A 23438-nucleotide genomic window follows, 5' to 3' on the forward strand; every position below is an offset into this window, starting at 1 on the left:
TCGCATGGGCGCGAACGGCCCGGGAACCGGCGGCCGTTTTCTTTGTTGCGGGTGCATAGCGGCAGCGGAAATGGCCACACTACCGGATAGACGAAAAGGGGAGTTTTATGATGTCATTGTTCGAAAAATTGCTGGGTCAAGAACGGGTCGACCGTGATTTGCTGCTGCTTCTTTGCATCGGCGGGTTTTATGCGCTTGCTGTCTCGCTGTCCAATACGTTTGTCAACATTTATTTATGGAAACAGACCGGCGATTTCCGCGACTTGGCGCTGTATAATTTGGCGGTCGTCACGATGCAGCCACTGACGTTTCTATTCGCCGGCCGGCTGGCGAAACAAATCGATCGCATTCTCATCCTGCGGCTTGGGGTGTCGTGTTTGGCCGTTTTTTTTGTCACGGTGTTGTTCGTCGGCCCGAAAGCGCATCAATATTTGCTCGTTCTCGGCGCGCTGTTGGGGGTTGGTTATGGCTTTTATTGGCTGGCGTTTAACGTGTTGACGTTTGAAATTACGGAACCAGAAACGCGCGACTTTTTTAACGGCTTTTTCGGAGTGCTCACCTCGTCAGCTGGCATGATCGGACCGATTGTCGCCGGCTATGTGATTTCATCGCTCACCGGCCAAAAAGGGTATACGCTCGTTTTTTCGCTGTCGCTTGGCTTGTTTCTTGTCGCCGTGCTGCTCAGCTTCTTTCTCAAGCACCGTACAGCGGCGGGAAAATATTTGTTTCTTCGCATTGTAAAGGAACGAACCCAAAATGAGAATTGGCGGTTGATTACAAACGCCCATTTTTTTCAAGGGCTGCGTGAAGGGTCGTTTGTGTTTGTCATCTCCGTGCTGGTGTATGTCACCTCAAACAGTGAATGGGCGCTCGGCAAGTACGGGCTTGTCAATTCCTTTACATCGTTTGTCGCCTACTATGCCGTTTCCCGGCTAATGAAGCAGGAATATCGGATGAAAGCCATTTTATTGGGCGGACTGTTGCTCTATGCGGCCATCTTTCTCATTGTCTTTCAGCCGTCTTACCCTCGTTTGATCATTTACGCCGTGACGATCGCCATCGCTTATCCGATTTTGCTCGTTCCCTACTCGTCGTTAACATTTGATGTGATCGGGAGAAGCTGGAAATCGGCAGAGGCGCGCGTGGAGTATATCGTCGTCCGTGAACTGTTTTTAAACGCCGGACGGGTAGTGTCGATTTTAGCCTTTTTGACGGCGGTGGCTTTGTTTGGCGAAAAGAACGGAATTCGTGCGCTTATGTTCGTATGCGGGGCTGGACATCTCGTGATTTACTGGTTTGTCCGCCGCATTCGTTTCACCGATGGCCAACCGGAGCGGGACCGGCCGGAGCCGCTCTTGTTTCGGACGAAGCTGGCCGATGAGCGCGGCGGCTCATCGGTGTAAAACGTTGTCCATGTTTTTCCCTAGCCACGCCTGCTTTTTTCTTTTACAATAGGGAAGAGGAGAAAGGAGGACCGGGGAATGAAACGGAAGAAGCGGGCGCAAGTGCCGATTCGGTTAAACGTTTTATTTTTCTTTGTCTTTTTATTGTTTTCGGCGCTGATTTTGCGCCTCGGCGTCGTGCAGATTGTGTACGGGGAGGACTACCGCCGCGAAGTGGAACGAACGCAGGATGAAGTGGTCAGCACGCCGGTGCCGCGCGGCAAAATTTACGACCGGTTCGGCCAAGTGATCGTCGACAATACGCCACAAAAGGCGATAACGTACACGCGCTCGAAAACGACCCAGCCGGAAGAAATTTTGGCGGTGGCCAGAAAACTCGCCCGCTATATCGACATTCCGGACGCCGAAAAAAAGGTGACCGAGCGCGACATGAAAGATTATTGGATTTTGACTCATCCCAAAGAAGCGAAACAGAAAGTGAATGAACAAGAACGGAAAAAACTTGCTGACCAAGGATGGACGCAAAAAGAGATCGACAAAAAGGTGTACGAATGGACGCTTGAGCGCATCACCAAGCAGGACTTGGCACAAATCTCTAAATCCGAACTTGAAGTGATCGCCATTATGCATGAGATGCAGAGCGGCTACGCGCTGACGCCGCAGACGGTGAAAAGCAAAGGAGTGACCGATCGCGAATACGCGGTCGTCAGCGAGCATTTAAGCGAGCTGCCCGGCGTCAACACGACGGTGGATTGGGATCGGAAATACGTCTATGATAAAACGTTCCGCTCCGTGCTCGGGAGCGTGACGGAAGAAGACGAAGGTGTCCCGCGCGAGCGGCTTGACTATTTTTTGGCGCGCGATTACAGCCGCAATGACCGCGTCGGCAAAAGCTATTTGGAGATGCAGTATGAAGAAGTGCTGCACGGCAAAAAGGCAAAAGTGAAAAACGTTGTTGACAAATCGGGCAATGTCATCTCGGTTGAGCAAGTGTATCCAGGCGAGCGCGGCAAAGACCTCGTGTTAACCATTGATGCCGAGCTCCAGCAAAAGGTTGAGCAAATCATTCAACAAGAGATTCTGGCGACGAAGCGCAAAGGCCGATCGCCGCTCTTGGACCGGGCGTTTGTCGTCATGATGAACCCGAAGACGGGCGAAGTGTTGGCGATGGCCGGCAAGCTTCTTCAAGACGGCAAATTTGTCGACTTTGCCATCGGCAACATCACGTCCGCCTATGCGATGGGATCGGCGGTGAAAGGGGCGACCGTTCTCACCGGCTTTCAAACCGGGGTGCTTCATCCGAATACGTATACGTATATCAAGGATGAGCCGCTGTATATTAAAGGAACCCCGGTAAAAAAATCATGGAAGACGATGGGGACGATCAACGAGCTGACGGCGCTCAAGCAGTCATCGAACGTCTATATGTTCAAAACAGCGATCGCCATCGGGGGCGGTGTGTATCGTCCGCACGCGCCGCTTCGCATCAATCCAGAGGCATTTACGACGATTCGCCACTATTTCAGCCAATTCGGCCTTGGCGTGAAAACGGGCATCGATTTGCCGAACGAACTTAGCGGCTTCCAAGGACAAAGCACGCGCGGCGGATTTTTGCTTGACTTAGCCATCGGCCAGTACGATATGTATACGCCGATGCAGCTGGCGCAATACGTCTCGACGATCGCCAACGGCGGCTATCGAATGAAGCCGCAGCTTGTCAAAGAAATTCGTGAGCCGTCGGCTGACGGAAAAAAACTTGGCCGAATCATGAAACGGTTTGAACCGGTTGTGCTAAACCGGATTGATATGAAGACGGAATACATCAAGCGGGTGCAAGAAGGATTCCGCCGTGTGATGCAAGAGCCGGGCGGAACGGCGTATTCGTATTTCGCCAACGCCCCGTACAAGCCGGCTGGCAAAACCGGGACGGCCGAAGCGTTTTATGACGGCCCGATCCAAAGCCGGCGCCAAGCTTCGACGTACAATTTGACGCTCGTCGGCTATGCCCCGTATAACAATCCAGAAGTATCGTTTGCGGTTGTCGTCCCGTGGGCGACGCAAGGGAATAGCGACGGCATTAACAACCGCATCGGCCGCCGCATTTTGGATGCTTACTTTGAACTGAAAATGAAACGGACGGCCGCTCAGCCGGACGAGGCGACCGGCACGGTGCAACCGTAAAGCGAACGGGAAGGCGCGGCGTCGTTCGTTTCAAGGAAACCAACACCGGCGGGAAACAAGAGGGACAAGGGACGGGAGAGGGGGCTCCATTGAGCGAGCCCCTTTCTTTCTGCCATCCGGTCGCGCCCGTCTTGACGGTAGAGTCACCTGATCGTCCGCTTTTCGTGTCGAACGTTTACAAAAACTTAACCTACCGTCCATACGCTCTTTATATTGCTCCTGTACACTCATCGATAGGATGGAACAATCGTGTGCGCTAACAACAACGGCGAAGCGAGAGTGTGTGATCAGTCCGTTCGTCGCTGATGGTGCTTTTGCTCGTACGATGAACGATGGGAAGCGGAAGATAGGTCTGCGAGAACGGCGAAAATCGAACAAGGAGTGACCCCCATGAGTGTAGTGACGGTCATCGAACCGCGCAAACAGGCGGTTCGGGCTGCTGACGCGGCGAAAAAAACGGTCGTATATGAAACCGGGCGATTGAACGTATGGTACGGCGCCCATCAGGCCTTGAAACAAATCGATCTTTCATTTTATGAACGGGAGATCACGGCGCTAATCGGTCCGTCTGGATGCGGCAAGTCTACCTATATTAAAACGTTGAACCGCATGATTGAACTTGTGCCCAACGCGAAAATTGAAGGGGACGTCATCTACCGGGGCCGTTCGGTTTTTGATCGCTCGTATCCGGTTGAACAGTTGCGGGCGCAAGTCGGCATGGTCTTTCAGAAGCCGAATCCGTTTCCTAAGTCCATTTATGACAATATTGCCTATGGTCCGCGCATTCACGGCATCCGCGATCGGCGTCGGCTCGATGAAATCGTTGAAAAAAGCTTGCGCCAAGCCGCGCTTTGGGAGGAAGTCAAAGACCGGCTCCATGAAAACGCCCTCGGCTTGTCGGGCGGCCAACAGCAGCGGCTCTGCATCGCCCGCTGTTTGGCGGTCGAACCGGACGTCATTTTAATGGATGAGCCGACGTCGGCGCTCGATCCGGTCTCGACTGCGAAAATTGAGGAATTGATGAACGAACTGAAAACCAACTACAGCATTATTATTGTGACCCATAATATGCAGCAGGCGGCTCGCATTTCCGATCGCACGGCATTTTTCCTCAACGGCGAAGTCATTGAGTGCGGCGAGACAGCGACCTTGTTTTCCCGCCCTGCCGATCCGCGGACAGCGGATTATATTGCCGGCCGCTTCGGCTGAAAAAAACGTCTATCGGCCAAAACAGGCGAAACGATGTGGCGCATGTGGTCATCGCCGTGATCGGGAAGGCCGGAGTCGGTGTGGCGCCGGTTTTTCCTTGCAGTCACCGCTCTGGTAAGGGAGGGCGTGATCGCGCCGCCGCAAACGAAAGAGGCTGGTTCCGAAACGCGCTCAAGTTTCGGACCAGCCCTTTGTTGTCTTCGTGACGGTGCTGATGAAAGACGCCGATTTTTACGGTCCGGCAATCAAGCGGCTGATCGCCGCATAATCCATATCGCTGCGCACGGTGTAGGTGCCGGGGCGGATCGAGCGCGCCAGCCCCCGTTGTTGCAAATAGTCGTTAAACGAGCGGGCGCTATCAATGACGCCCGCCGCTTCAAGTTTTTTGGCAAAAGATTCTGGGGTGTCGCCTTTCTCAATGACGAGGCGGTACACATAAACGGTTTGCCCTGATGGCTTCGGCGTTGGAGTGGCCGCCACTTTTCGCCCGGTGCGCCGCAGCTGGTCATACTCGTCTTTGGCGATGGCGATCAGCCCATGCTGCTTGAGAAACGCCTTGACTTCCTGCTCTGTGGGCGGCGTTGGGGGCGACAAATAGTAGGCGGCGCCGATGAGCGATGCCGAGGCGAGCAAGCCAAGGGCAAACGAGCGCATCGTTCGCTTTCTCATCGCTGCAGCCTCCTTACCGCCCGCTCTACCTCAGAAACGGTTAAGCCGGTTTGCGCGGCGATGTCTTCGAGCGGAAACCCTTGTTTATGCAAAAGCAAAATACGGCGATCGGTCGGCGACAGCGCTCCGCCGCGGCGGGGCGAAGCCGGACGCCGGCGCTCGGGGATGAGCAGCTCTTCCTCGATGATTTGCAGCCGCTTTTTGATTTGGTACGTTTCTTGGGCGAGTGAAACGGTCAGCTGGTCGATTTGTTCTTCGAGCGGTTTTAATTCGTCTTTGGCAAAAACCGAAATGATGAGCAAAACCATGGATAAGGCCGCCAAAGCGACGATTGCGTATTCTACCATCGTCCATCCCTCCCTTTTCACTATATCATATCGCTCCTTGTTTGTGGCTGGTCTTGTTGAAAAAGATGAAATTTAGAGGTGGAAATCGTCGCGGAAAAATGCTATCATAGAAAGGTCTGATTATATAAAGCACGTTTGGAGGGAAAAAAGATGCGCGTGAACATTACATTGGCATGCACCGAATGCGGCGAACGCAATTACATTTCGTCCAAAAATAAACGCAATAATCCGGAGCGTCTGGAACTGAAAAAATATTGCCCGCGGGATCGCAAAGTAACGTTGCACCGTGAAACGAAGTAAGCAGTGGGAAGGTCATTCCTGCTGCTTTTTCTGTTAGGAGGGAAAGCGATGATCGATAAGCAGCACTTGCGCCGCTTGATGCTCGGCCGGCTTCGGCAGCTTCCGCTCGAGGAAAAACGGGCTTATGACCGGCGGATTGCCGCCTATTTGTACGAGTGGCCGCCATGGCAGCGGGCGCGGACGTTGGCTTTGACCGTAGCTAGAGGAACGGAAGTGGCCACGGCGCCGATCATCGAGCGGGCATGGCAGGAAGGGAAAACGGTTGCCGTACCAAAATGCGACCCGCTGACAAAAACGATGACGTTTCGGCGCCTTGCGTCGTTTGCCCAGCTCGAGAAGGCGTATGCTGGATTGCTCGAGCCGATCGAGGAACAAACCACGGCGATCGACCGCGATGAGCTTGACCTCATCCTCGTTCCGGGGGTATGTTTCACGAAAACCGGCTACCGGATCGGTTATGGGGGCGGGTATTACGACCGGTATTTGCCGGGGGTGGCGGCGGTGACCGCGGCGTTGGCTTATTCGTTTCAAATTTTGGACCGTATTCCGGTTGAAGCGCATGATGTGCCGGTGACGGCGATCATTACTGAACAAGGAGTTATGTCGTGTGAGCAATGAAGGCCGGTGGTATGCGTTAGTGGCGGCTGTAGCCGCCGGCGCTGGCTGGACAATGATGCGGTCAATGCCTTGTCGGTCGCCGGCGCGGTGCTCGCCGCCACGTTTGTGCTCGTGCGCTGCTAGGGTTGTTTCATAATTCGAGAGAAAAAGGGAAAAAGAATAACGAACAGCTCATATGATGAAGGGGGAACAACAATGCACAAATGGTCGTACTCGCTGCTGGCCGTTGCCGCTGGGTGGCTTGCTTACCGTTACCGCTACCGGATGGTCAATTGGGCGCTCGGCATTCCGCCACTGCGAAAGCAGGTGGTTCGTTGGGCGCTTCAGATTCCAACGGTGCGTAGGGCGGTTGTGTCGCAAATGATGCGCCCGTGAGGCAGCGATGAAACGGAAGCGATTTTTCATTATGGTAGAAATCAGCGGCCATCCGAGCAGCGGGTACATGTCCGCGACTCGTGGAAGCTGGATGTAGAGGGCGGGCTTGGCGCCGGCTGGGAGGTTGTGTATTTTTGGTCCCGGCAACCGGCTCCCGCCGGCTCGTCTGTCCCGTTCACGGTCGGCGAGCTGGCTGCCTGCTGCTCAATGGGCTTGGCCTCGTCGGAGAAAGGGAGAGGGGAACGTGATCGGAACGATGGATGTATTGTTTTGGCAGCTCGTTCATCTTTTGCTTCGTGATGGCTACCGCATCGCGCACCTGTCTGAACGCGGCGATGAAATATGGCTCGAATCAGGGCATTGGCGGCGGCCGACGCTTGTCCGCCTCGTGCGTGCCGATTTCGACTGGAGCCGGTCGCTGCGGCTCGATATCGAATACACATGGCAATTGATCCGGCAAATGAACGGGCGGAAAATCGGCAAAGGGGGCCGCGTCGTCAATGTATATGTGATGGCGTATCCGCCGGTGGATGATTGGGAATTTCTTGTTTCCAAGCCGTTGCCGCTTCCCGGCGCTGCCGATGGTGGGTTTGAAACGCTTTTGATTCATAGCGGCAACGCGGATGAGATGCTGCTGCGCCTTGGCGATCTCATCGGCGTTTCGCTTCGCCCGCAACCGCTTGCTGAAGAAGCTGATCCGTTTGCCGTCGCCGAACGTCTCAAACATGAGGTGCTGACGGAATGGCGCCGCCAGCGGGAGGAAGAGCGGCGCCTCTTTGACTATGGCAAGCCGGTGTTCACGAAGCTGCTGATCATCGTGCAAGTCGCCATGTTTCTCGTTCTCGAATGGAGCGGGGGCAGCACGAATCCGGATGTATTGATTCACTACGGCGCCAAGTTCAACCCGCTCATTGAGGCGGGAGAATGGTGGCGATTTTTGACGCCGATGGTTTTGCATATTGGATTGCTGCATTTGTTGACCAATACGTTCGCCTTGTACTATTTAGGGATGACGGTCGAACGGTTGTATGGCTCGCTTCGCTTTTTGGTCATTTATATCACAGCCGGCTTTTTTGGCACGCTGGCCAGTTTTTTGTTTACGCCGTCGTTGTCCGCTGGGGCGTCTGGCGCCATTTTTGGGCTGTTTGGAGCGCTTCTTTATTTTGGCACGGTGTATCGGCATTTGTTTTTCCGGACGATGGGAATGAACGTCGTCAGCTTAATTGTCATCAACTTGCTCTTTGGCTTGCTTGTCCCCGGCATCGACAACGCCGGCCATATCGGTGGGCTCATCGGCGGTTTTTTGGCGGCTGGCGCTGTCCATTTGCCGAAACACGCCGCTTGGGGGCGGCAGTTTCGAGCGTTGGCTGCCGCCGTGCTGTTGGCCGCGGCTGGCTTATGGGTCGGGTTTCGTTAAGCCGCTTGGATGAGCATAATTTTATCGCCGTTTTGCGCCTCGAACAGGACGAGAATTTGCCGGTAATCTTTGCGGATCAAAATGAGCGGCATCGTGCTGCCGAGCGGTGAGAGGATGGAACCATCCTCTTTTTTTATGCCGAGAATGTACGATTTGTACAGCCCTTCCCATAGCCGGCCGATCATCGCCTCCGTTTTTGCAGGCGGCAGGCCGGGAAGCGGCTGCTCCGTGTAGGCGACCAGTTCCGGCAAATAAAGGGCGTAATAGTCGTCCTTCGCCAAGGAAAAATGGGCGAGCAACTCGTCCGCTTTGTGACGCAAAAACTCGTTCACTGCCTTGTTTAAGACGCGTTGCCACTCGCGTTCAGCCGCTGTTTTCGGCCGCCGGAACGAGGTGAGCGGGCGGTACGGTGAATCGATGACATACAAGTAGGCGCTTGACATGGCTTGGCTGCTTGTGATGTCGCTGTTTTTATGGAGCTCGGCGTGGTGGAATGAGACGGCTTGGAACAGCCGGCTGTCCTGCGTCCGCACCGTTTTTTCCATGTCGAGCGCCGCGGTATCCGTTTGCCACTTTGACAATACATCCGCTAGGCGGCCGTCGACAAACAACAAGGAAACGTCCTGCCGCAAATAGGCCGGGCGGTTGAGAATGGACATTGTTGCCCAGCGCAGCGCATAGCGGCCGCTCTGTTTTTTTTCGTTGAGCGTCAAAGAGGTTTTCGCTTCAGTGAACACGGCTTCACGGTCGAGCGGGAAAAATTTGATCGTCTCCGCCGTGCGGCTTCTCTCCCAAACGGAAGAGAGGAAAGCGGCGGCCCCGATCAAGATCACAAGCGCCATGGCGATCGTCGTCCGTCTGTTCATGGCCTCCTCCTAGAATCGGACAAGATTTCCACCAATATATGCATGAATCAGCACATTTATGTATGAAATTCCTTTGCAGCACGCCGAGGAATACCGGAACAAACCGATCGTCGGCGCGTATTTGCGGCTTGTCCGCTTTTTGGCTGTCTGGGCATCGGTGTTTTTGCTGCCGCGTTGGTATTTGTTCATGACGGGGCTGCTGCCGGAGCCGCTGCCGTTTTTAGGCAAGGCGAAATTAGGCGACATCCCGGTTTTTGCCCAGCTTCTTATGATTGAGATCGGGATCGATATGCTGCTCGCCGATGCCGCTGAAAAACCGGCGGCCGGCCATTCTTCACCCGCGCGATCCCGACCGGTGACGCAGGCGTTTTGAACAGCGCCTGCGTCCTTTTTTGTCTTGACGGCGGCCGATGTTTGCCGCTACATTAAAAGGGGAAAAAGGAGTCGAACGAGCGATGAAAACGGTATATGACGTACAACAGCTCCTGAAACAGTTTGGCACGATCATTTATGTCGGCGATCGACTCGCCGATTTAGAGTTGATGGAAGAGGAAGTGAAAGAGCTGTACGAATCGCAGCTGATCGATGTCAAACAACTGCAGGCCGCGCTGTTCGTTTTGCGGCATGAAGCGCAGCTCGAGCGGGAAAAACGAATGAAAAAAGGATGAGGCAACAATGGAACAATGGTTGGCAGGCATTGACCTTGGCGGCACGACCATCAAAATGGCGTTCGTCACGCTGGACGGCGACATTGTGCACAAGTGGGAAATTCCGACGAACAAGGCGGAGCGCGGCGCCCACATCGTCGCCGATATCGTCCGTTCGCTTCGCGAGAGACAGGATCAAGCCGGCGGTGGGAACGGACGGCTTTTGGCCATCGGCATCGGCGCGCCCGGACCGGTGGAAGAGAAAAGCGGAATGCTGTATGAAACGGTTAACTTAGGATGGACGAATTATCCGTTAAAACAAGAGCTCGAAGCGGCGACTGGCTTGCCGGTGGCGGTCGATAACGACGCCAACATCGCTGCGCTTGGGGAAATGTGGAAAGGAGCCGGCGGCGGCGCCCGCCATTTGTTATTTGTGACACTGGGAACCGGTGTCGGCGGCGGCGTCATCGCCAACGGGGCTATCGTGCGCGGGACGAACGGCGCCGGTGGAGAGATCGGCCACATGACGATGATTCCGGAGGGCGGCGCGCCTTGCAATTGCGGCAAAACCGGCTGTCTGGAAACGATCGCATCGGCGACGGGCATCGTGCGAATCGCCAGCGAAAAATTGGCCGTTGCCGAGCGGCCAAGCGTCCTGCACGGCGGAGATATCTCGGCCAAGGCGGTGTTTGATGCCGCCAAAGCGGGTGATCCGCTCGCCGTTGAGGTCGTTGACGAAGTGATGCGCTACCTTGGCTTGGCGTTGGCGAACGCGGCTGACGTCGTCAACCCGCAGAAAATCGTGATCGGCGGCGGCGTTTCGCGGGCGGGTGACATTCTCGTTGAGCGCGTGGCCCACCACTTTCGCCGATTTGCTTTCCCGCGCGTCGCCGCCGGAGCGGAGGTCGTTTTGGCGACGCTCGGCAATGACGCCGGCGTCATTGGTGGCGCTTGGCTGGCGAAAACGCTGATCGAGGGATAAACATGGCAACAGCTGGCTCACGGCCGGCTGTTGTTTTCATTTTTTGGCTCCCACCGACATATGCTGGAAATAAAGGAGTCGGAAGGGGAGACGGGGCATGCGCCTAGAAGCATGGTATGGCGACACATTTGAGCAATACGGCCGCTGGTTTTCGGTGCCGACTGAGCTGATCGTTGACGCCAATCCGCACATCAAGAAGCAGGGACTTCAGCCAGGGCAGACGATCGAAATCCCGGGCTATCGGACAATGGAGAAGTGGGACGCGCTCGCCCGCTGCTTGTCGCTGCCTGTTGAGGCGCTGCAACGGCTGCCGGGAGCGATGGCGGTCATCAATGGGGCAGCGCCGCTGCCGGAGCGAATATCGACCCGGGTCGTCCAGTGCATCCGTCCCTACGATTTTGCCGCCTTGACCGAAGATATCGACGCGCTCGTTGGCCATTATCCGTTTGTGCGCCGGCGAACGATCGGCCATAGTGTATTGGGGTTGCCGTTGGTGGAGCTGCAGATCGGCCGCGGTCCGGTGCGCGTGCATGTAAACGGATCATTTCACGCCAATGAATGGATTACATCCGCGGTGGTGATGGCGCTTATCGATGAGTACGTGCGGGCGCTTGTTCACGATGGTGAGCTTGCCGGCCGCCGCGCGCTTGACTATTATCATAAGATCACGCTTTCAGTCGTGCCGATGGTCAACCCGGACGGGGTCAACCTCGTCTTGAACGGTCCGCCGGCCGAGGAACCGCATCGGAGTGAGACCGTCCGCATCAACGGGGGGACGTTGGATTTTTCGCAATGGAAAGCGAATATCCGCGGCGTCGACTTAAATAACCAATTTCCCGCCAACTGGGAAATTGAGCAGGCGCGCAAACTGCCAAAAGCGCCGGCGCCTCGCGATTTTCCCGGGTTTGCCCCGCTGACTGAGCCGGAAGCGAAAGCGATGGCGGCGCTGACGGAAGCAGAAGATTTTTGGATGGTGGTGGCGTTTCATACCCAAGGGAAGGAGATTTACTGGGGATATGAAGGGCTCGAGCCGCCGGAAGCGGAAGCGACCGTGAAGGAGATGGCGGCCGCGAGCGGCTATCAAGCGGTTCGCTACATTGACAGCCATGCCGGTTATCGCGATTGGTTCATTCAAACGCGGCGGCGGCGCGGCTATACGGTGGAACTCGGCGAGGGAACCAACCCGCTGCCGCTGTCGCAATTTGACGAGATTTACCGCGACAGCCTCGGACTGTTTAGCGCGCTGCTTCAAATGGCATAAAAAACGCAAGAGGCGATCCGGGCCTCTTGCGTTTCAGTGCATCCCTGTCGGAATTCCGTGATGGACGATCGTTTTGTACGTAAACCAACCGAATACAGCGATAGTCGCAAGGCTAAACAACAATCCAAGTACATTTTTTTCGCGCAATGTGCGGAATAATCCATAAATAGCCAAAAGCGTTACAAGCGCGAAAATAATGACCGTACCCATCTGTTTCCCCCCTTATGGCACAGTATGTACAAACGCTTTTCTTCTCCATTATTGTAGCCTTTTTTCCTTCGTTTGTCGAGGTCCATTCCCCTTTATTTTTTCCTTTGCTTGGGCGGAAAAAACGAGTAAAATAAAGCTAAAACATGCATACCATCGCTCCAATCAAGCCCGATGGATCAACAAGGTGAACCATTATTGAAATTGGACATTCATTCATGCGAAACGAGGAGGGGACGACGATGAAGTGGACGCGCATTCCTGTCGGCCCGATTCAGGCGAATGCGTATCTTTTGACGGCGGAAGACGGTTCGTGCGTCATTGTGGATCCGGGAGCGGAAGGGGCGGCGCTCGTTCGGCACATCGAAGCAAGACAGCTCACTCCGCTGGCGGTTTTGCTGACGCATGCCCATTTTGACCATATCGGCGGCATCCCGGACGTGCTCGCTCGTTGGGAGATTCCCGTCTATGTGCACAAAAATGAAACGGAATGGCTGCCCGATCCAGCGTTGAACGGCTCCCTTTATTTCGGGAGCTCGATCGCGGTCCGCTGCGCGCCGATCAGCTTGCAAGGGCCGCTGCCGCTAACGATCGGTCCGTTTGCCTTTGACGTCCGCGAAACGCCCGGCCATTCGCCAGGCAGTGTTTCGTACTATTGCCCGGCGGCGCAAATCGTTTTTTCCGGCGATGCGCTGTTTGCCGGGAGCATTGGTCGCACCGATTTGCCGGGCGGCGATCATCATCAGCTGCTCAAAAGCATCCATAATCAATTGCTGACGCTGCCGGAGGAGACGGTCGTTTTGTCGGGGCACGGGCCTGAGACGACGATTGGCGCGGAAATGGATACGAATCCGTTTTTGCACGGTTTTTCATGACCGCATCCAGCGATTCTCCCGGCTCGCGGAAAAGCGGGAGCGTGTTCGTCGGCGCGTTGCCGCCGGCTGCCGGCGTGCTTCCCTCCCCTCATTCGTTCGGGGCTGGCGGTGGAAAGAGGCGACCGTCGGTGGAAACTAGCGGCCGCCTTGCTCCTCAAGACAAAAAACCCTTCCCGGCTGCGCCAAGAAGGGTTTTGGGGGATGTTCTACCCACAATTATGGGAGGGGATATCAATAAGCTGCTACTATAAACGATATACCATTGTTTTTACGATGTCAATAGGGAAAACAGCAACCGAAAAGGAAGGAAAAGGAAATGAATGAGCTGTATAAGGAAATTGCCGCGGCGCCTCATGGGCGCGTTTCGTATGCGGATTATATGGAGTTGGCTCTTTATGACGAACGGTTTGGCTACTACATGCGCGAGCGGACGAAAATCGGCAGGGAGGGCGATTTTTTGACGAACAGCTCGTTTGCGTCCGTGTTCGGGGAGGCGATCGCTTCGTTTTTGCTGCGGCTTGTCGAGAAAGGGGGACTGCCGCCAGCCGTTTGTGAATGGGGGGGAGGCGATGGGCGGTTGGCCTTGGCCATTTTGCAAGCATGGAAACGAAAAAGTCCAGCTACATACAAAGACCTTTCGTACACGATCATCGACCGAAGCCCGTTCCATCGCCGGCGACAGCAGGAAACGTTGCAGCCGCTTTCGGACCGCGTGCGGCAATACCGCGATATGGCCGGCTGGCTCGACGCGTGTGGGCCGTTTTCCGGCATCGTGTTTTGCAATGAGTTTTTCGATGCGTTTCCTGTCCGGGTCATTGAAAAGCGGAACGGGGTTTTGTACGAGTGTTTCGTCGCCGCCCGTGACGGTCGACTTGTCGAGGAAACGGTGCCGCTCGACGATGCGGCGATCATCGAGGACTTGCAGGAGCGCGGCTTCTCCTTGGCTGAAGGCCAGCGCTTTGAAGTGCCGCTCGCGTTGAAACAGTTTTGGGCGGAAGTCGGCCCGCGCTTTCGCCGCGCGGCCATGGTGGCCATCGATTACGGATGGACGGATGAACAGCTTCGCGCTCCGGCCCGGCGGGGAGGGAGCTTGCGCGGTTATGTTCGGCACCGGTTGGTCCCCGATCCGCTCCGCCATCCCGGGGAGATGGATTTGACGTCCCACGTGCATTGGGATGCGCTCCGCTTATACGCTCGGAAGGCCGGTTGGGAAGAAGTGGCATTCGTCCGCCAAGATCGGTTTTTAGTAGCGGTCGGGTTGTTGGACGAATGGGGCCGTTCGGAAGGGGCCGGGTTGTTTTCGTCGTCGACTCGGCGGCATCGGGTGATGCGCTCGCTGATCGCCGATGACGGAATCAGCCGCTTTTTCGATGTGCTCATGATGCAGAAAGGCATCAAGCTGCCCAGCTCAGAACTTTGGGCGGCTCCGGAGTTTCTCGCTTGACAAGAGCATGGGGAGGCGGATCGGCAGAACGGGGGCTGGATCGATCGCTATCAAACGAAAAATCGGAACTTCTTTATTGCAACTTCTATAGAAGCCGGTTCTTGCCTAACTCATTCTTCTCCAAAGGCGCCTTTGTAAAGGCGCTTTTATGTCCTCAGCCATTTCAGCGGTTTTTTCATCATCGTTTTCCTCGTTTCCGGAAAGCACAGCGGTATTTTTTTCAGTAAAAAATCCCCGTGGTAGCGGACCGATTCAGTTCTGTCCGCTAGCAGGGGGATTCCGCTCACATCGCCTGTCGCGTTTTTATTCGCCCATGCCGGGCACCATCATAAAGGTCGTCCAATACGTAAACGCGGCGAAGAAAATCGTCAAATACGCGCCGAAAATGTAAATGTACATTCTCTCGGTCAGTTTTAAAAAGCCGAGGAACAAGAAAAATATCGTTTGGCCAAAAAACAGGAGCGATGTCGTATGCATGTGGCCAAGGTAAAACATGACGGCGAAAATGCCGGTCCAAAAGGCAAGCACGCGGAACATGCGGTCCATTCGGTCTCCCTCCTTTGCTAGACAATCCCACCTTACTTATTATAATGTACAATGATTCGGAATGTAAATAACGCGTTCCGGCGCCGGCGCAAAAATTGCTGTTCGCCGCCCGGCGCGGGTGGAACGAAGCAGGCTGCTACGGGCGGATGGTGAGACGATAACAGCAGCAGCGGCTACCTTTCATCATGTTTTCCGTTTCAATGAGGCGGGCATTGGCAAACAGCGCCTCAGCCATTCCCTCAAGAAAGGCGTGGTGCATGCCGCAAACCGTCTCTGGCTGTTTTTCGGCGATTTCTTTGAACGGGCAGTTGCAAAACTCGAAAGACATGGCTGTGTCCTTGACTTCACGGCGGGCTCGAGGGAGAAATCCGGCCGCTTCTGTCAGAAGGCGAATCTTTTCTTCCGAACGGAGCGCCGCGATAGTGTCGCTATGCGCTACGCGGTTGGCGATGTACTCGCGTCCGAACTCTTTTCCTGCTTCCCGCAGAACTTTCTGTCCGCTTGGCCCAAGCCCCACCAGCGTTTGAACGGCGATGTGGGCGAGGAGCTGGTAATCGCGGAACGGAAAACATAAGCTGATCACTTCATCCGACAGCCGATACCATCGGCTGGGCCGTCCTCCTTTTCCCGTTTTTTGCGTGTTTGAGACGACGAGGTTCACATCTTCCAGTTTTGTTAAGTGAAGACGAGCGACGTTCGGATGAATGCGAAATTGATCGGCGATTTCTTGCACCGAGACGTCGCGCCGGATGGTGGCCATATATTCGTAAATATGAAACCTCGTCGGGTCAGAGAGCACGCTTGTAATTTTCAGCGTTGATTCCAACGGCGATCCCTCCTAAATAAAGCATTGATACAGTTATGATAATGAAATGGTCCAAGGCGCAAAATGATTTTTGTCACGGTTTGGAGCCGGCCAAGGAAATGTCAAAAAACGTTCACAAAAAATTTTTCATTCTTAGCAGGAAAACGGTTGATTCTTGTCGAAATAAACGACATCCGAATCGAAAGGAGGAATGGTGCACTGGAGCCGATTGAACAGATCGCTAGCCGTCTCCTTGCTGAGGCCGTGCGGCGCCGCGCTTCAGACCTCCATCTTGTCCCGCGCCGCTACGATGTCGTCGTTCGCCTCCGCCTTGACGGTAGGCTGACGGAGATTGGCACGCTGACAAAGGAGACAGCGGAACGGATCATCGTTCACTTTAAGTTTTTGGCCGGTATGGATATCGGGGAGCGACGCCGGCCGCAAAGCGGCGCCATGGAAGTGAATGAACAGGGGGAAACGGTGTATTTGCGCTTATCCACGCTCCCGACCCTCTACGATGAAAGCCTCGTCATCCGCCTGCTGCCGCAGCGTTTTTCGCTGCCGCTTCGCGAACTTTCCTTATTTTCGCATTCCACCGCGCGATTGATTTCTTTGATGCAGCAACCGCAAGGACTCGTCTTGCTGACCGGGCCGACCGGCTCCGGAAAAACGACGACGCTGTACACTCTCCTTGATTGGTGCCAAGCCAACAGACAACGCAATGTGATTACCCTTGAAGATCCTGTCGAAAAACGAAACGACCGGTTTTTGCAAGTGCAAATCAATGAAAAAGCGGGCATGACGTACGCGTCAGGGTTGAAAGCGGCGCTGCGCCACGATCCTGACGTGTTGATGGTCGGCGAGATCCGCGATCAAGATACGGCGGTGATCGCCGTCCGTTCCGCCCTGAGCGGCCATTTCGTCGTGTCCACGATGCACGCCGCCGATGCGGTCGGCGCCGTTTATCGGCTGCGCGAGTTTGGCGTTTCGCCTCGGGATTTGGCTGAGACGCTGCTTGCCGTTTCTGCCCAGCGCCTCGTTGAGCTCCGCTGTCCGTTGTGCGGCGACGCCTGCCACCTGTCATGCCGCCGCCTTGGGCGCCGGCGGCGAACCGCGATCCATGAACTGCTCTACGGCGCCGCATTGGGTGAGGTGATCGATTCGCTCACTAGCGAAAGCCGAAAACGCCGCCCCGCTTACCTCACGCTGGCCCGCCTTGTCCGTAAAGGGATGGCTCTCGGCTACTTGCCGTCACATACGCTGGAACTTGTCGGAGGGGATGAACGATGAGAAAAACAGCATGGCCGCCGGCCGAGCAGGCGTTGTTTTTCACTCGGCTTGGCCGGCTGCTCGAGCGGGGGTATCCGCTCGCACGAGCGCTTGAGTTTTTGGCCATTCAGTCTTCAGCGCCGCGCCGTTTGGAGCTGGAGCGTTGTTTGCAGCGGCTGCGCGATGGCTTGCCGCTGTCCGCCGCCATGGAGGCGCTGTCCGTTGATCGCCTCGCCGTCAGCCTGCTCACGTTCGCCGAGCGGAATGGCGATTTGCCGCGCGGCCTGATGGAAGCGGGGGAAATGCTGGCCCAGAAGGCGCGCTTCCAAGAGCAGCTGCGCCGCCTCACCCGCTATCCGCTTTTCCTCTTTCTCCTGCTGCTGGTCATGCTTGCGATCGTTGAATGGTGGTTGCTGCCGCAGTTCGAGCAGGCGGCCGCCTCGTTTTCCGCTCAACGCGGGCATACCGCTCAGCTGCTGGACGTGATCGCCCACTTCCCCGCCGCACTAGCCGCTATCGCCTTGTTGGCAGCGCTCGCCGCTCTCATTTCCGCCGTTTACCTTCGCCGCTGGCCATTATCTCGTCAACTCCACTGGATGCTGCGCATACCATGGTTCGCCTCCTTTCTGAAAATGTTCCTGACCCAACTTGTGGCGCGTCAACTCGGGCGTTTGCTGCAAGCGGGGTTGTCTGTTTACGATGCGCTTGATGCGTTCAGCGAGCCGTCGTCCCCCTCGTTTTTGCAGATGGAAGGGCAGCGCATGCGCGACGGGCTGAGGCAAGGGCGGCCGCTTGATGAGCTGATCGGCGCCGCCCGCTGCTATGAGCCTGAGCTGGCGCTGGTCATCCGCCACGGCCAATCGAGCGGCGAGTTGGGGAAAGAGCTCGAGCATTACAGCGAATTTTTGCTGCAGATGATGGAACGGCGAATGGAATCGGCGTTGAAACGGGTGCAGCCTTTGCTGTTGGCGGTCGTCGGCTCAATGATTATCGGCTTGTATTTGGCGATTTTGCTGCCGATGTTTTCGATGTTGAGTGAATGGTGACGAGGTGCGCGATGAAGCGACACGATGTTCCCGCGTCTGGCGGCTGCTGGGCACGGGCGCCGCCATCCCCCTCTTTCTCCTAAAAAAACGGGTTTTGTTCCGTCTCCTGTCCGTTCTTCTCAAAAGAATCCGTCCGTTGCTATATTCCAAATGAGGCGAGGAGGAGGAATCATGAAAGAAAAGGGATTCACCTTAATTGAAATGCTAATTGTCATGGCGGTGATTTCTGTCCTGCTCTTGATTGCCATTCCGAACATGACCAAACATAATAGCATGATCCAGTCGAAAGGATGTGAGGCGTTTTTGAACACCGTGCAAGCGCAAGTGAAGGCGTATGAAATGGAGTATCACCGCGTTCCGACCGTGCAGGAGCTGGTCGCTGCCCGTTATATTAAGTCCGACCGTTGTCCAAACGGACATGCCGTGCAAATCAGTGCGGATGGTGCTGTGAGTGAGAGCGGCTCGTAACGGCGGCTTCACGCTGCTGGAAATGTTGATTGTGCTGACGGTCGTTTTGCTGCTGACGGGGTTGGCTGTTCCCGCGCTTGGCGGCGTCGTGCGCGAGCAAAACGAGATCCATATGCTCGCCGTGCTGCGCACCGATTTGTATAGCGCGCAGCAATACGCCTTAGCCCATCGGATGAAGGTCGCGGTCTTTTTTACGGAACGCGGCGCGGAGTACAAGGTGATCGAGGCAGCCAGCGGGCGGCAGGTCGCCGCCCGTTCTCTCCCGTCTCCATGGCGGTTTCAGCTAGTGACGCTGCGCAATCCGCTTGTCTTTACCGGCAACGGCAACATTGAAAGAGGAGGGACGGTTTGGGTGCAAGGAGTGAAGCAGAGCTATAAGCTGACGTTTTTGCTCGGGAAAGGACGATTTTATGTGCAAAAAATGTAGCAAAGGCTTTTTGCTCGTGGAATCGCTGCTGGCGTTGTCGCTGCTTGGGCTGACCGCCGCCGGGTTTCTGCCGCTTCTTTTGCAGATCGCCGCCGAACGGCGCAATCTAGTTCTCGAAGAGCAGGCGGATCAGCTATTGACGGTCGCGATGTATGAACAGCCGCTTGTCGGGGAAGCGGTCGTGGTGGACGGACGAACGACGTTTCGGTTGCAAGGACGGGAGGAAGGAGAGAGAACGTGGCGCGTATGCGTGCGCTGGAACGATTACGTCGGCCGCGAGCGGGAGCGCTGCGGCTACAGCAAACGGTAGGAACGAGCGGGTTTACGTTGATCGAAGCGCTGGTTTCACTGCTGGTGGCGATCATGATCACCGCCGCTGTTCCGCTGCTTTTGTCCGCCCGCGTGCTAGGAACGGCGGCGATTGACGGGTTTTCGCCGCTTGAGTGGCGCTTGTTTTTGCAGCAGCTGCGGATCGAGATGAATGAAACAGAGCGCTGGTCGGCCGATGGGGACGTCTTCTATTTGCAAAAGTGGAGCGGTGAGACAGTCCGTTTTTTGCTCATGACGCGGCGGGCGGAATTGATTCGCCAGGTGGACGGTGCCGGCTATGAAACGGCGCTTCGCCATGTGCGCGCCGTCTCTTATCGCGCCGGTGCCCGCGGCTTGTTCGTGACGGTGGTCGCTGACGATGGAACGGTTTGGGAGGCGTTTGTCGCCCGCGCGTTTTAGCGAGAAAGGCGACATTGGTCGTGAAAAAAACGTAGCGGCAAAAGAGGGGAGAAGATGGAACGGCAGGCAGGTGTCATTTTTCCGTTCATCGCCGTGGTGGCGATGCTGTTTTCGTGTGCTGTGGCGAACGCCTTGCTTCTGTATGAAGCGGAGCGGCAGGCGGCTGAGGCGGCCCGGCAGGCGGCAGAAGCGGAGGAATTGGTGCAGATGGCGGTCGTTGATGTCAAAGTGCAGATCGCGGCAGCGTCGTTGTCGACGGCCGGTCAAGAAGGGGAATGGGCTTATCCGCGCGGCGTCGTTGCCTATCGCTGGGAAAGGAAAGACAAAACGAGCGTTCGGGTCGTGTTATCGATCCGCTCAACATCCGGGCTTCAGCGCGCGGTGACGTTCACCGTCGTGCTGCCGGCGCTCGATATTACGGAGTGGAGGGAGGGGAACGGTTAAAAAAGGAAGAAGGAGGGAAAACTGAAGTGGGAGGGATTCGATGGCTGTGAACGATTACGTCAAGTTTGTCACCCAACAGTTTGTCGCTTACATGGATATGCCGAAAGAGGAGCGAAGGAAGCGACGGCAATCGCGGAAACAAGAGCGCCCCCCGCTCTCGTACCATTTGTTTGGCATGGTTCCGTTTTCGCTCCGTCTCTTATTTCGCCGCCGTGCGCGGTGAAAGTCCGCCGGCTGACTGCCGGCGGACTGATTTTGGTTGGGCGAGTCGTGCCGTTTCGCTCCGCTCGGGGCGGGAAGCGTCTTTCCATGTTGCGGAGCCGCAGGAGAGCGTTGTCGGTTCGGTCGTTCGCGAGATGGAGGGGCCTTTCCGCGTTGCGGAGCCGCGCCGTTTTTTACGGTTGGCGGGGCAGCAAGTAAAACAAGCCGCCGTTGACGATGGAAACGATGATGCGCGGCTTGTATTGTTTTTCGAGCGCCTCTTTTTCAATATAGTAGCATTCCGGTTTTTCCTCACAGTCTTTGTAAAATTCATCGAGCAACGCCAAATCGTCAGCCCAGCGCCGGCGCGCTTCCTCCGCCCATGTGTGGTCGTCCGCACCGATGCGGCTCTCGATATATTGTTCAAGGCGACCGATGCCGCTTCGAGGTTTAATGAGCGGAGAAATCGTGAAACAATAATCGGGAATTTTCGCCGTCAGCCGCCGCTCACGCAGCCGTTCGTGAAACGACTCGACGATCGTTCCGCTGATGAGATGGATGCCAAGCGAAACGATCTCATCTTTTTTTCGGTCGCATTCATACGAAATCACCACGTTCATGCCAAGCCATGGATGAAGGGCGGCGTTTCCGTTTAAGGGCGCGTTTGGCTCCTCATACAGGCGGATGAAGCTGCCGCGTTTTTGCGCCGAGCGAAACAGCTGATGCAAGCGGGGCGCGCCGAAATGGAGGCGTTCTCCTTTCAGTTTGTCTGTTCGTTCATTGGCGCGGGTGATGAGCGTGAGCTGCATCGGCTGCGGGACGCCGCCCGTCCGTTCGATGTAATGCCAATAAAACGGTCGATTCATCAGCTCCTTGTCCATTTCCGTCGTCAGTTGAACGGTGAGGTAATCATCATTGGCTTCTAGGAGCGCGCAGCCATTGGCTGTAAAGTAACGTTCCACAAAGCGGCGGATTTCATGTTGCTGCATGGCGTTGTCCTCCTTCTCTTCGCAGCTGTTCTGCCAGTTCGATCATCGCTATAATGTTTTCCATTTTAATTTTCATTTCCCCTTCGCTCCGTGAGTGGACGATCGCGTCTTCCAAGTAATGTTCAAGGTTAGTGAGGTTCATCTTCGCCAAAATGTCGTCCAGCTCGCCGACGACCCGCTCAAATAAGCGGATTTTTTCATACAGAAGCGTTAAAATATGCTCTTCGACCGTCTGTTTGACGGCAAAATTGTAAATGTAAACGTCATCCGTCTGACCGAGGCGGTGGACGCGGCCGATTCGCTGCTCAAGGCGCATCGGGTTCCACGGCAAGTCGTAGTTGATGACATGGCGGCAAAATTGCAAGTTGATGCCCTCGCCGCCCGCCTCGGTGGCGATGAACACTTGGGCGTGGTGTTTAAACAGTTCCTGCATCCAGTCTTTTTTGCCGCGCCGGAAGCCGCCGCGAAACGGGACGGACGAGATGCCGTGCTGCTTTAAAAACCATTGCAAATACAGCTGTGTCGCCCGGTATTCGGTGAAAATAATGACTTTGTCATTGATCGAGCGGATGAGCTCAAGCGCTTTTTCCGCTTTGGAGTTCGTCGTGACGGCGTTGATTTTTTCCAAAACGCGCTCAAGCGGTTCTGGAACTGCTTCGCCGCATTTGTCGATCATGTTTTTGATCGTGAGAAACAACGCCTCGCGGCTGCTGCACGCCTCGCGAAGCAGCGTGATGAGCGAAAACGATCCGGCGAACGACGCATGACGGAGCGCTTTTACCGCCTCATACAGCTCGCGCTCTTCATCGGTAAACTCGATCAGCACCGGCTCGACGTGGCGCTTTGACCATTCGATCGGCGTGTCGGCGCGGCGGTTGCGGATCATCACTTTGTTGACGAGCGCTTTTAAATGGTCGTTCGCTTGCACCGCCCGCGTTTTGCCGTATGTGTTCGCAAACTGTTCGGCGCTGCCTAAATGGCCGGGCTTCAGGAGCGAGACAAGGTTGAAAATTTCTTCGATCCGGTTTTGGATCGGTGTGGCCGTCAGCAGCAAGCAAAACTTCTTTTTTAAATTTTGCACAAACTCGTAGTTTTTCGTTTTGTTGTTTTTCAGTTTGTGCGCCTCGTCAATGATGATCATATCGTATGGCTGCTCATAGATGATGTCGCGGTGCGGCGGCTTTTTCGCCGTATCGATCGAGGATACGACGATGTCGCACTGCTCCCAGACGTAGCTTTTTTTCTGCTGGACGGCTGGAATGAAAAACTTTTCGTTCAGCTCTCTTACCCATTGCGAAACAAGGGAGGCGGGAACGAGAATGAGCGCTTTTTTGACAAGACCGCGAATCATATACTCTTTCAAGATGAGCCCGGCTTCGATCGTTTTGCCGAGCCCGACTTCATCGGCCAAAATCGCCTTGCCGTTCATTTCCTCGACGACGCGGCGCGCCACTTCAAGCTGGTGCGGCAGAATCGTTACATGCGGCAAATGTTTCGGCGCCTGCAAGCCGTCAAATTCCGGAACGATCAAATGATGGGCAGCTTCCAGCGCCAGTTCGTACATTTCCCAGCTCGCCCACGGTCCGTCCTTTTCCACGCGCTCGAGAAATTCCTCCTTCCATGTCTGATCCATTTCCAAATCGATATTCATGGCGATTCCCTTCCCTCATGACGAATGTTTATCAGTCAAAGAGATAGTATGTTAAATAAAAA

The 23438-nt window shown here is 55.5% G+C and carries 28 protein-coding genes and 1 pseudogene; 21 read left to right on the forward strand and 8 right to left on the reverse strand.

Going from position 1 to position 23438, the window contains the following annotated elements:
• The first annotated feature begins 110 nt into the window (after window positions 1–110).
• From NST29_RS06025 to pstB, 3 genes are all read left to right on the forward strand, one after another.
• A complete protein-coding gene (locus tag NST29_RS06025; RefSeq protein ID WP_033018969.1) occupies window positions 111–1403 on the forward strand; it encodes an MFS transporter in 1293 nt (430 codons plus the stop codon).
• Window positions 1404–1481: 78 nt separating this feature from the next.
• Window positions 1482–3584, forward strand: coding sequence for a penicillin-binding protein 2 (locus tag NST29_RS06030; protein WP_339232825.1), 2103 nt, complete (start codon window positions 1482–1484; stop codon window positions 3582–3584).
• A gap of 390 nt (window positions 3585–3974) precedes the next feature.
• Window positions 3975–4793: a phosphate ABC transporter ATP-binding protein PstB gene (pstB, locus tag NST29_RS06035; RefSeq protein ID WP_033018971.1), complete on the forward strand. Its 819-nt coding sequence runs from the start codon at window positions 3975–3977 to the stop codon at window positions 4791–4793.
• 231 nt (window positions 4794–5024) lie between these two features.
• Here the strand turns inward: pstB and NST29_RS06040 are convergent, their stop codons facing one another.
• Together NST29_RS06040 and NST29_RS06045 are read right to left on the reverse strand one after the other, a co-directional pair.
• Window positions 5025–5462 (reverse strand): endolytic transglycosylase MltG, encoded by a 438-nt coding sequence (locus NST29_RS06040; protein ID WP_033018972.1) that lies wholly within the window; start codon window positions 5460–5462, stop codon window positions 5025–5027.
• Window positions 5459–5809 (reverse strand): sigma factor-like helix-turn-helix DNA-binding protein, encoded by a 351-nt coding sequence (locus NST29_RS06045; RefSeq protein WP_033018973.1) that lies wholly within the window; start codon window positions 5807–5809, stop codon window positions 5459–5461. Before NST29_RS06045 ends, NST29_RS06040 begins: the two co-directional genes overlap by 4 nt.
• Before the next feature lie 150 nt (window positions 5810–5959).
• On the opposite strand from NST29_RS06045, the gene rpmG reads away from it, so the two are divergent.
• The 4 genes from rpmG to NST29_RS06065 all read left to right on the forward strand — a co-directional run bounded on the left by rpmG (window position 5960) and on the right by NST29_RS06065 (window position 8519).
• Window positions 5960–6109, forward strand: a complete 150-nt coding sequence (rpmG, locus tag NST29_RS06050; RefSeq protein ID WP_008879868.1) for a 50S ribosomal protein L33 — start codon at window positions 5960–5962, stop codon at window positions 6107–6109.
• Window positions 6110–6157: 48 nt separating this feature from the next.
• The gene (locus NST29_RS06055; RefSeq protein ID WP_033018974.1) at window positions 6158–6727 is read left to right on the forward strand and encodes a 5-formyltetrahydrofolate cyclo-ligase; all 570 of its coding nucleotides are present in this window, start codon (window positions 6158–6160) and stop codon (window positions 6725–6727) included.
• A gap of 195 nt (window positions 6728–6922) precedes the next feature.
• Window positions 6923–7102 carry a hypothetical protein gene (locus NST29_RS06060; RefSeq protein ID WP_033018975.1) on the forward strand — a complete coding sequence of 60 codons (180 nt, stop codon included), beginning with the start codon at window positions 6923–6925 and terminating at the stop codon, window positions 7100–7102.
• Between the two features lie 256 nt (window positions 7103–7358).
• Window positions 7359–8519 carry a rhomboid family intramembrane serine protease gene (locus tag NST29_RS06065; RefSeq protein ID WP_033019015.1) on the forward strand — a complete coding sequence of 387 codons (1161 nt, stop codon included), beginning with the start codon at window positions 7359–7361 and terminating at the stop codon, window positions 8517–8519.
• Here the strand turns inward: NST29_RS06065 and NST29_RS06070 are convergent.
• Window positions 8516–9385 (reverse strand): hypothetical protein, encoded by an 870-nt coding sequence (locus tag NST29_RS06070; RefSeq protein ID WP_033018977.1) that lies wholly within the window; start codon window positions 9383–9385, stop codon window positions 8516–8518. The genes NST29_RS06065 and NST29_RS06070 overlap by 4 nt on opposite strands.
• Before the next feature lie 49 nt (window positions 9386–9434).
• On the opposite strand from NST29_RS06070, the pseudogene NST29_RS06075 reads away from it, so the two are divergent.
• From NST29_RS06075 to NST29_RS06090, 4 genes and pseudogenes are all read left to right on the forward strand, one after another.
• Window positions 9435–9680, forward strand: a pseudogene (locus NST29_RS06075) (spore germination protein); the annotation flags it as partial.
• A gap of 160 nt (window positions 9681–9840) precedes the next feature.
• Entirely contained in the window at window positions 9841–10053 is a 213-nt protein-coding gene (locus tag NST29_RS06080) for a YqgQ family protein (RefSeq protein WP_033018979.1), read from the forward strand.
• A gap of 7 nt (window positions 10054–10060) precedes the next feature.
• The gene (locus NST29_RS06085) at window positions 10061–11014 is read left to right on the forward strand and encodes an ROK family glucokinase (protein ID WP_033018980.1); all 954 of its coding nucleotides are present in this window, start codon (window positions 10061–10063) and stop codon (window positions 11012–11014) included.
• Window positions 11015–11111: 97 nt separating this feature from the next.
• Window positions 11112–12275 carry a M14 family metallocarboxypeptidase gene (locus tag NST29_RS06090; protein ID WP_033018981.1) on the forward strand — a complete coding sequence of 388 codons (1164 nt, stop codon included), beginning with the start codon at window positions 11112–11114 and terminating at the stop codon, window positions 12273–12275.
• A 33-nt stretch (window positions 12276–12308) separates the two neighbouring features.
• Here NST29_RS06090 and NST29_RS06095 read toward each other — a convergent pair whose 3' ends face one another.
• Complete coding sequence (locus NST29_RS06095) at window positions 12309–12485, reverse strand: DUF2759 domain-containing protein (protein ID WP_033018983.1); 177 nt, start codon at window positions 12483–12485, stop codon at window positions 12309–12311.
• Window positions 12486–12724: 239 nt separating this feature from the next.
• Here NST29_RS06095 and NST29_RS06100 point away from each other — a divergent pair, with 239 nt between their 5' ends.
• Together NST29_RS06100 and NST29_RS06105 are read left to right on the forward strand one after the other, a co-directional pair.
• Window positions 12725–13357: an MBL fold metallo-hydrolase gene (locus tag NST29_RS06100; protein ID WP_033018984.1), complete on the forward strand. Its 633-nt coding sequence runs from the start codon at window positions 12725–12727 to the stop codon at window positions 13355–13357.
• Between the two features lie 316 nt (window positions 13358–13673).
• Complete coding sequence (locus NST29_RS06105) at window positions 13674–14801, forward strand: SAM-dependent methyltransferase (protein ID WP_033018985.1); 1128 nt, start codon at window positions 13674–13676, stop codon at window positions 14799–14801.
• A 303-nt stretch (window positions 14802–15104) separates the two neighbouring features.
• Here NST29_RS06105 and NST29_RS06110 read toward each other — a convergent pair whose 3' ends face one another.
• Both NST29_RS06110 and NST29_RS06115 read right to left on the reverse strand, forming a co-directional pair.
• Window positions 15105–15347, reverse strand: a complete 243-nt coding sequence (locus tag NST29_RS06110) for a DUF2626 family protein (protein ID WP_033018986.1) — start codon at window positions 15345–15347, stop codon at window positions 15105–15107.
• 136 nt (window positions 15348–15483) lie between these two features.
• Window positions 15484–16173, reverse strand: a complete 690-nt coding sequence (locus NST29_RS06115; RefSeq protein ID WP_033018987.1) for a helix-turn-helix domain-containing protein — start codon at window positions 16171–16173, stop codon at window positions 15484–15486.
• A 198-nt stretch (window positions 16174–16371) separates the two neighbouring features.
• Between NST29_RS06115 and comGA the strand changes: the two genes are divergently transcribed.
• The 8 genes from comGA to NST29_RS06155 all read left to right on the forward strand — a co-directional run bounded on the left by comGA (window position 16372) and on the right by NST29_RS06155 (window position 20758).
• A complete protein-coding gene (comGA, locus tag NST29_RS06120; RefSeq protein WP_033019016.1) occupies window positions 16372–17442 on the forward strand; it encodes a competence type IV pilus ATPase ComGA in 1071 nt (356 codons plus the stop codon).
• Complete coding sequence (gene comGB, locus NST29_RS06125) at window positions 17439–18467, forward strand: competence type IV pilus assembly protein ComGB (protein WP_033018988.1); 1029 nt, start codon at window positions 17439–17441, stop codon at window positions 18465–18467. The genes comGA and comGB overlap by 4 nt, the downstream gene beginning before the upstream one ends.
• Before the next feature lie 171 nt (window positions 18468–18638).
• Window positions 18639–18935, forward strand: a complete 297-nt coding sequence (gene comGC, locus NST29_RS06130; protein WP_033018995.1) for a competence type IV pilus major pilin ComGC — start codon at window positions 18639–18641, stop codon at window positions 18933–18935.
• A complete protein-coding gene (gene comGD / locus NST29_RS06135) occupies window positions 18919–19362 on the forward strand; it encodes a competence type IV pilus minor pilin ComGD (protein ID WP_033018996.1) in 444 nt (147 codons plus the stop codon). Before comGC ends, comGD begins: the two co-directional genes overlap by 17 nt.
• Window positions 19346–19672, forward strand: a complete 327-nt coding sequence (locus NST29_RS06140; RefSeq protein WP_339232827.1) for a competence protein ComG — start codon at window positions 19346–19348, stop codon at window positions 19670–19672. Before comGD ends, NST29_RS06140 begins: the two co-directional genes overlap by 17 nt.
• Window positions 19609–20091 (forward strand): competence type IV pilus minor pilin ComGF, encoded by a 483-nt coding sequence (gene comGF, locus NST29_RS06145; protein WP_339232982.1) that lies wholly within the window; start codon window positions 19609–19611, stop codon window positions 20089–20091. Before NST29_RS06140 ends, comGF begins: the two co-directional genes overlap by 64 nt.
• A 54-nt stretch (window positions 20092–20145) precedes the next feature.
• A complete protein-coding gene (gene comGG / locus NST29_RS06150; RefSeq protein ID WP_339232828.1) occupies window positions 20146–20535 on the forward strand; it encodes a competence type IV pilus minor pilin ComGG in 390 nt (129 codons plus the stop codon).
• A 40-nt stretch (window positions 20536–20575) separates the two neighbouring features.
• Window positions 20576–20758, forward strand: a complete 183-nt coding sequence (locus NST29_RS06155; RefSeq protein WP_144975404.1) for a YqzE family protein — start codon at window positions 20576–20578, stop codon at window positions 20756–20758.
• Between the two features lie 172 nt (window positions 20759–20930).
• On the opposite strand, the gene NST29_RS06160 is transcribed toward NST29_RS06155, so the two are convergent.
• Together NST29_RS06160 and NST29_RS06165 are read right to left on the reverse strand one after the other, a co-directional pair.
• Window positions 20931–21725 (reverse strand): YqhG family protein, encoded by a 795-nt coding sequence (locus tag NST29_RS06160; RefSeq protein ID WP_339232829.1) that lies wholly within the window; start codon window positions 21723–21725, stop codon window positions 20931–20933.
• Window positions 21712–23376, reverse strand: a complete 1665-nt coding sequence (locus NST29_RS06165; protein WP_033844173.1) for an SNF2-related protein — start codon at window positions 23374–23376, stop codon at window positions 21712–21714. Before NST29_RS06165 ends, NST29_RS06160 begins: the two co-directional genes overlap by 14 nt.
• Window positions 23377–23438 lie beyond the last annotated feature (62 nt).

Origin of the sequence: Geobacillus sp. FSL W8-0026 (assembly GCF_037966255.1) — a bacterium.
Taxonomy (GTDB): domain Bacteria; phylum Bacillota; class Bacilli; order Bacillales; family Anoxybacillaceae; genus Geobacillus; species Geobacillus icigianus.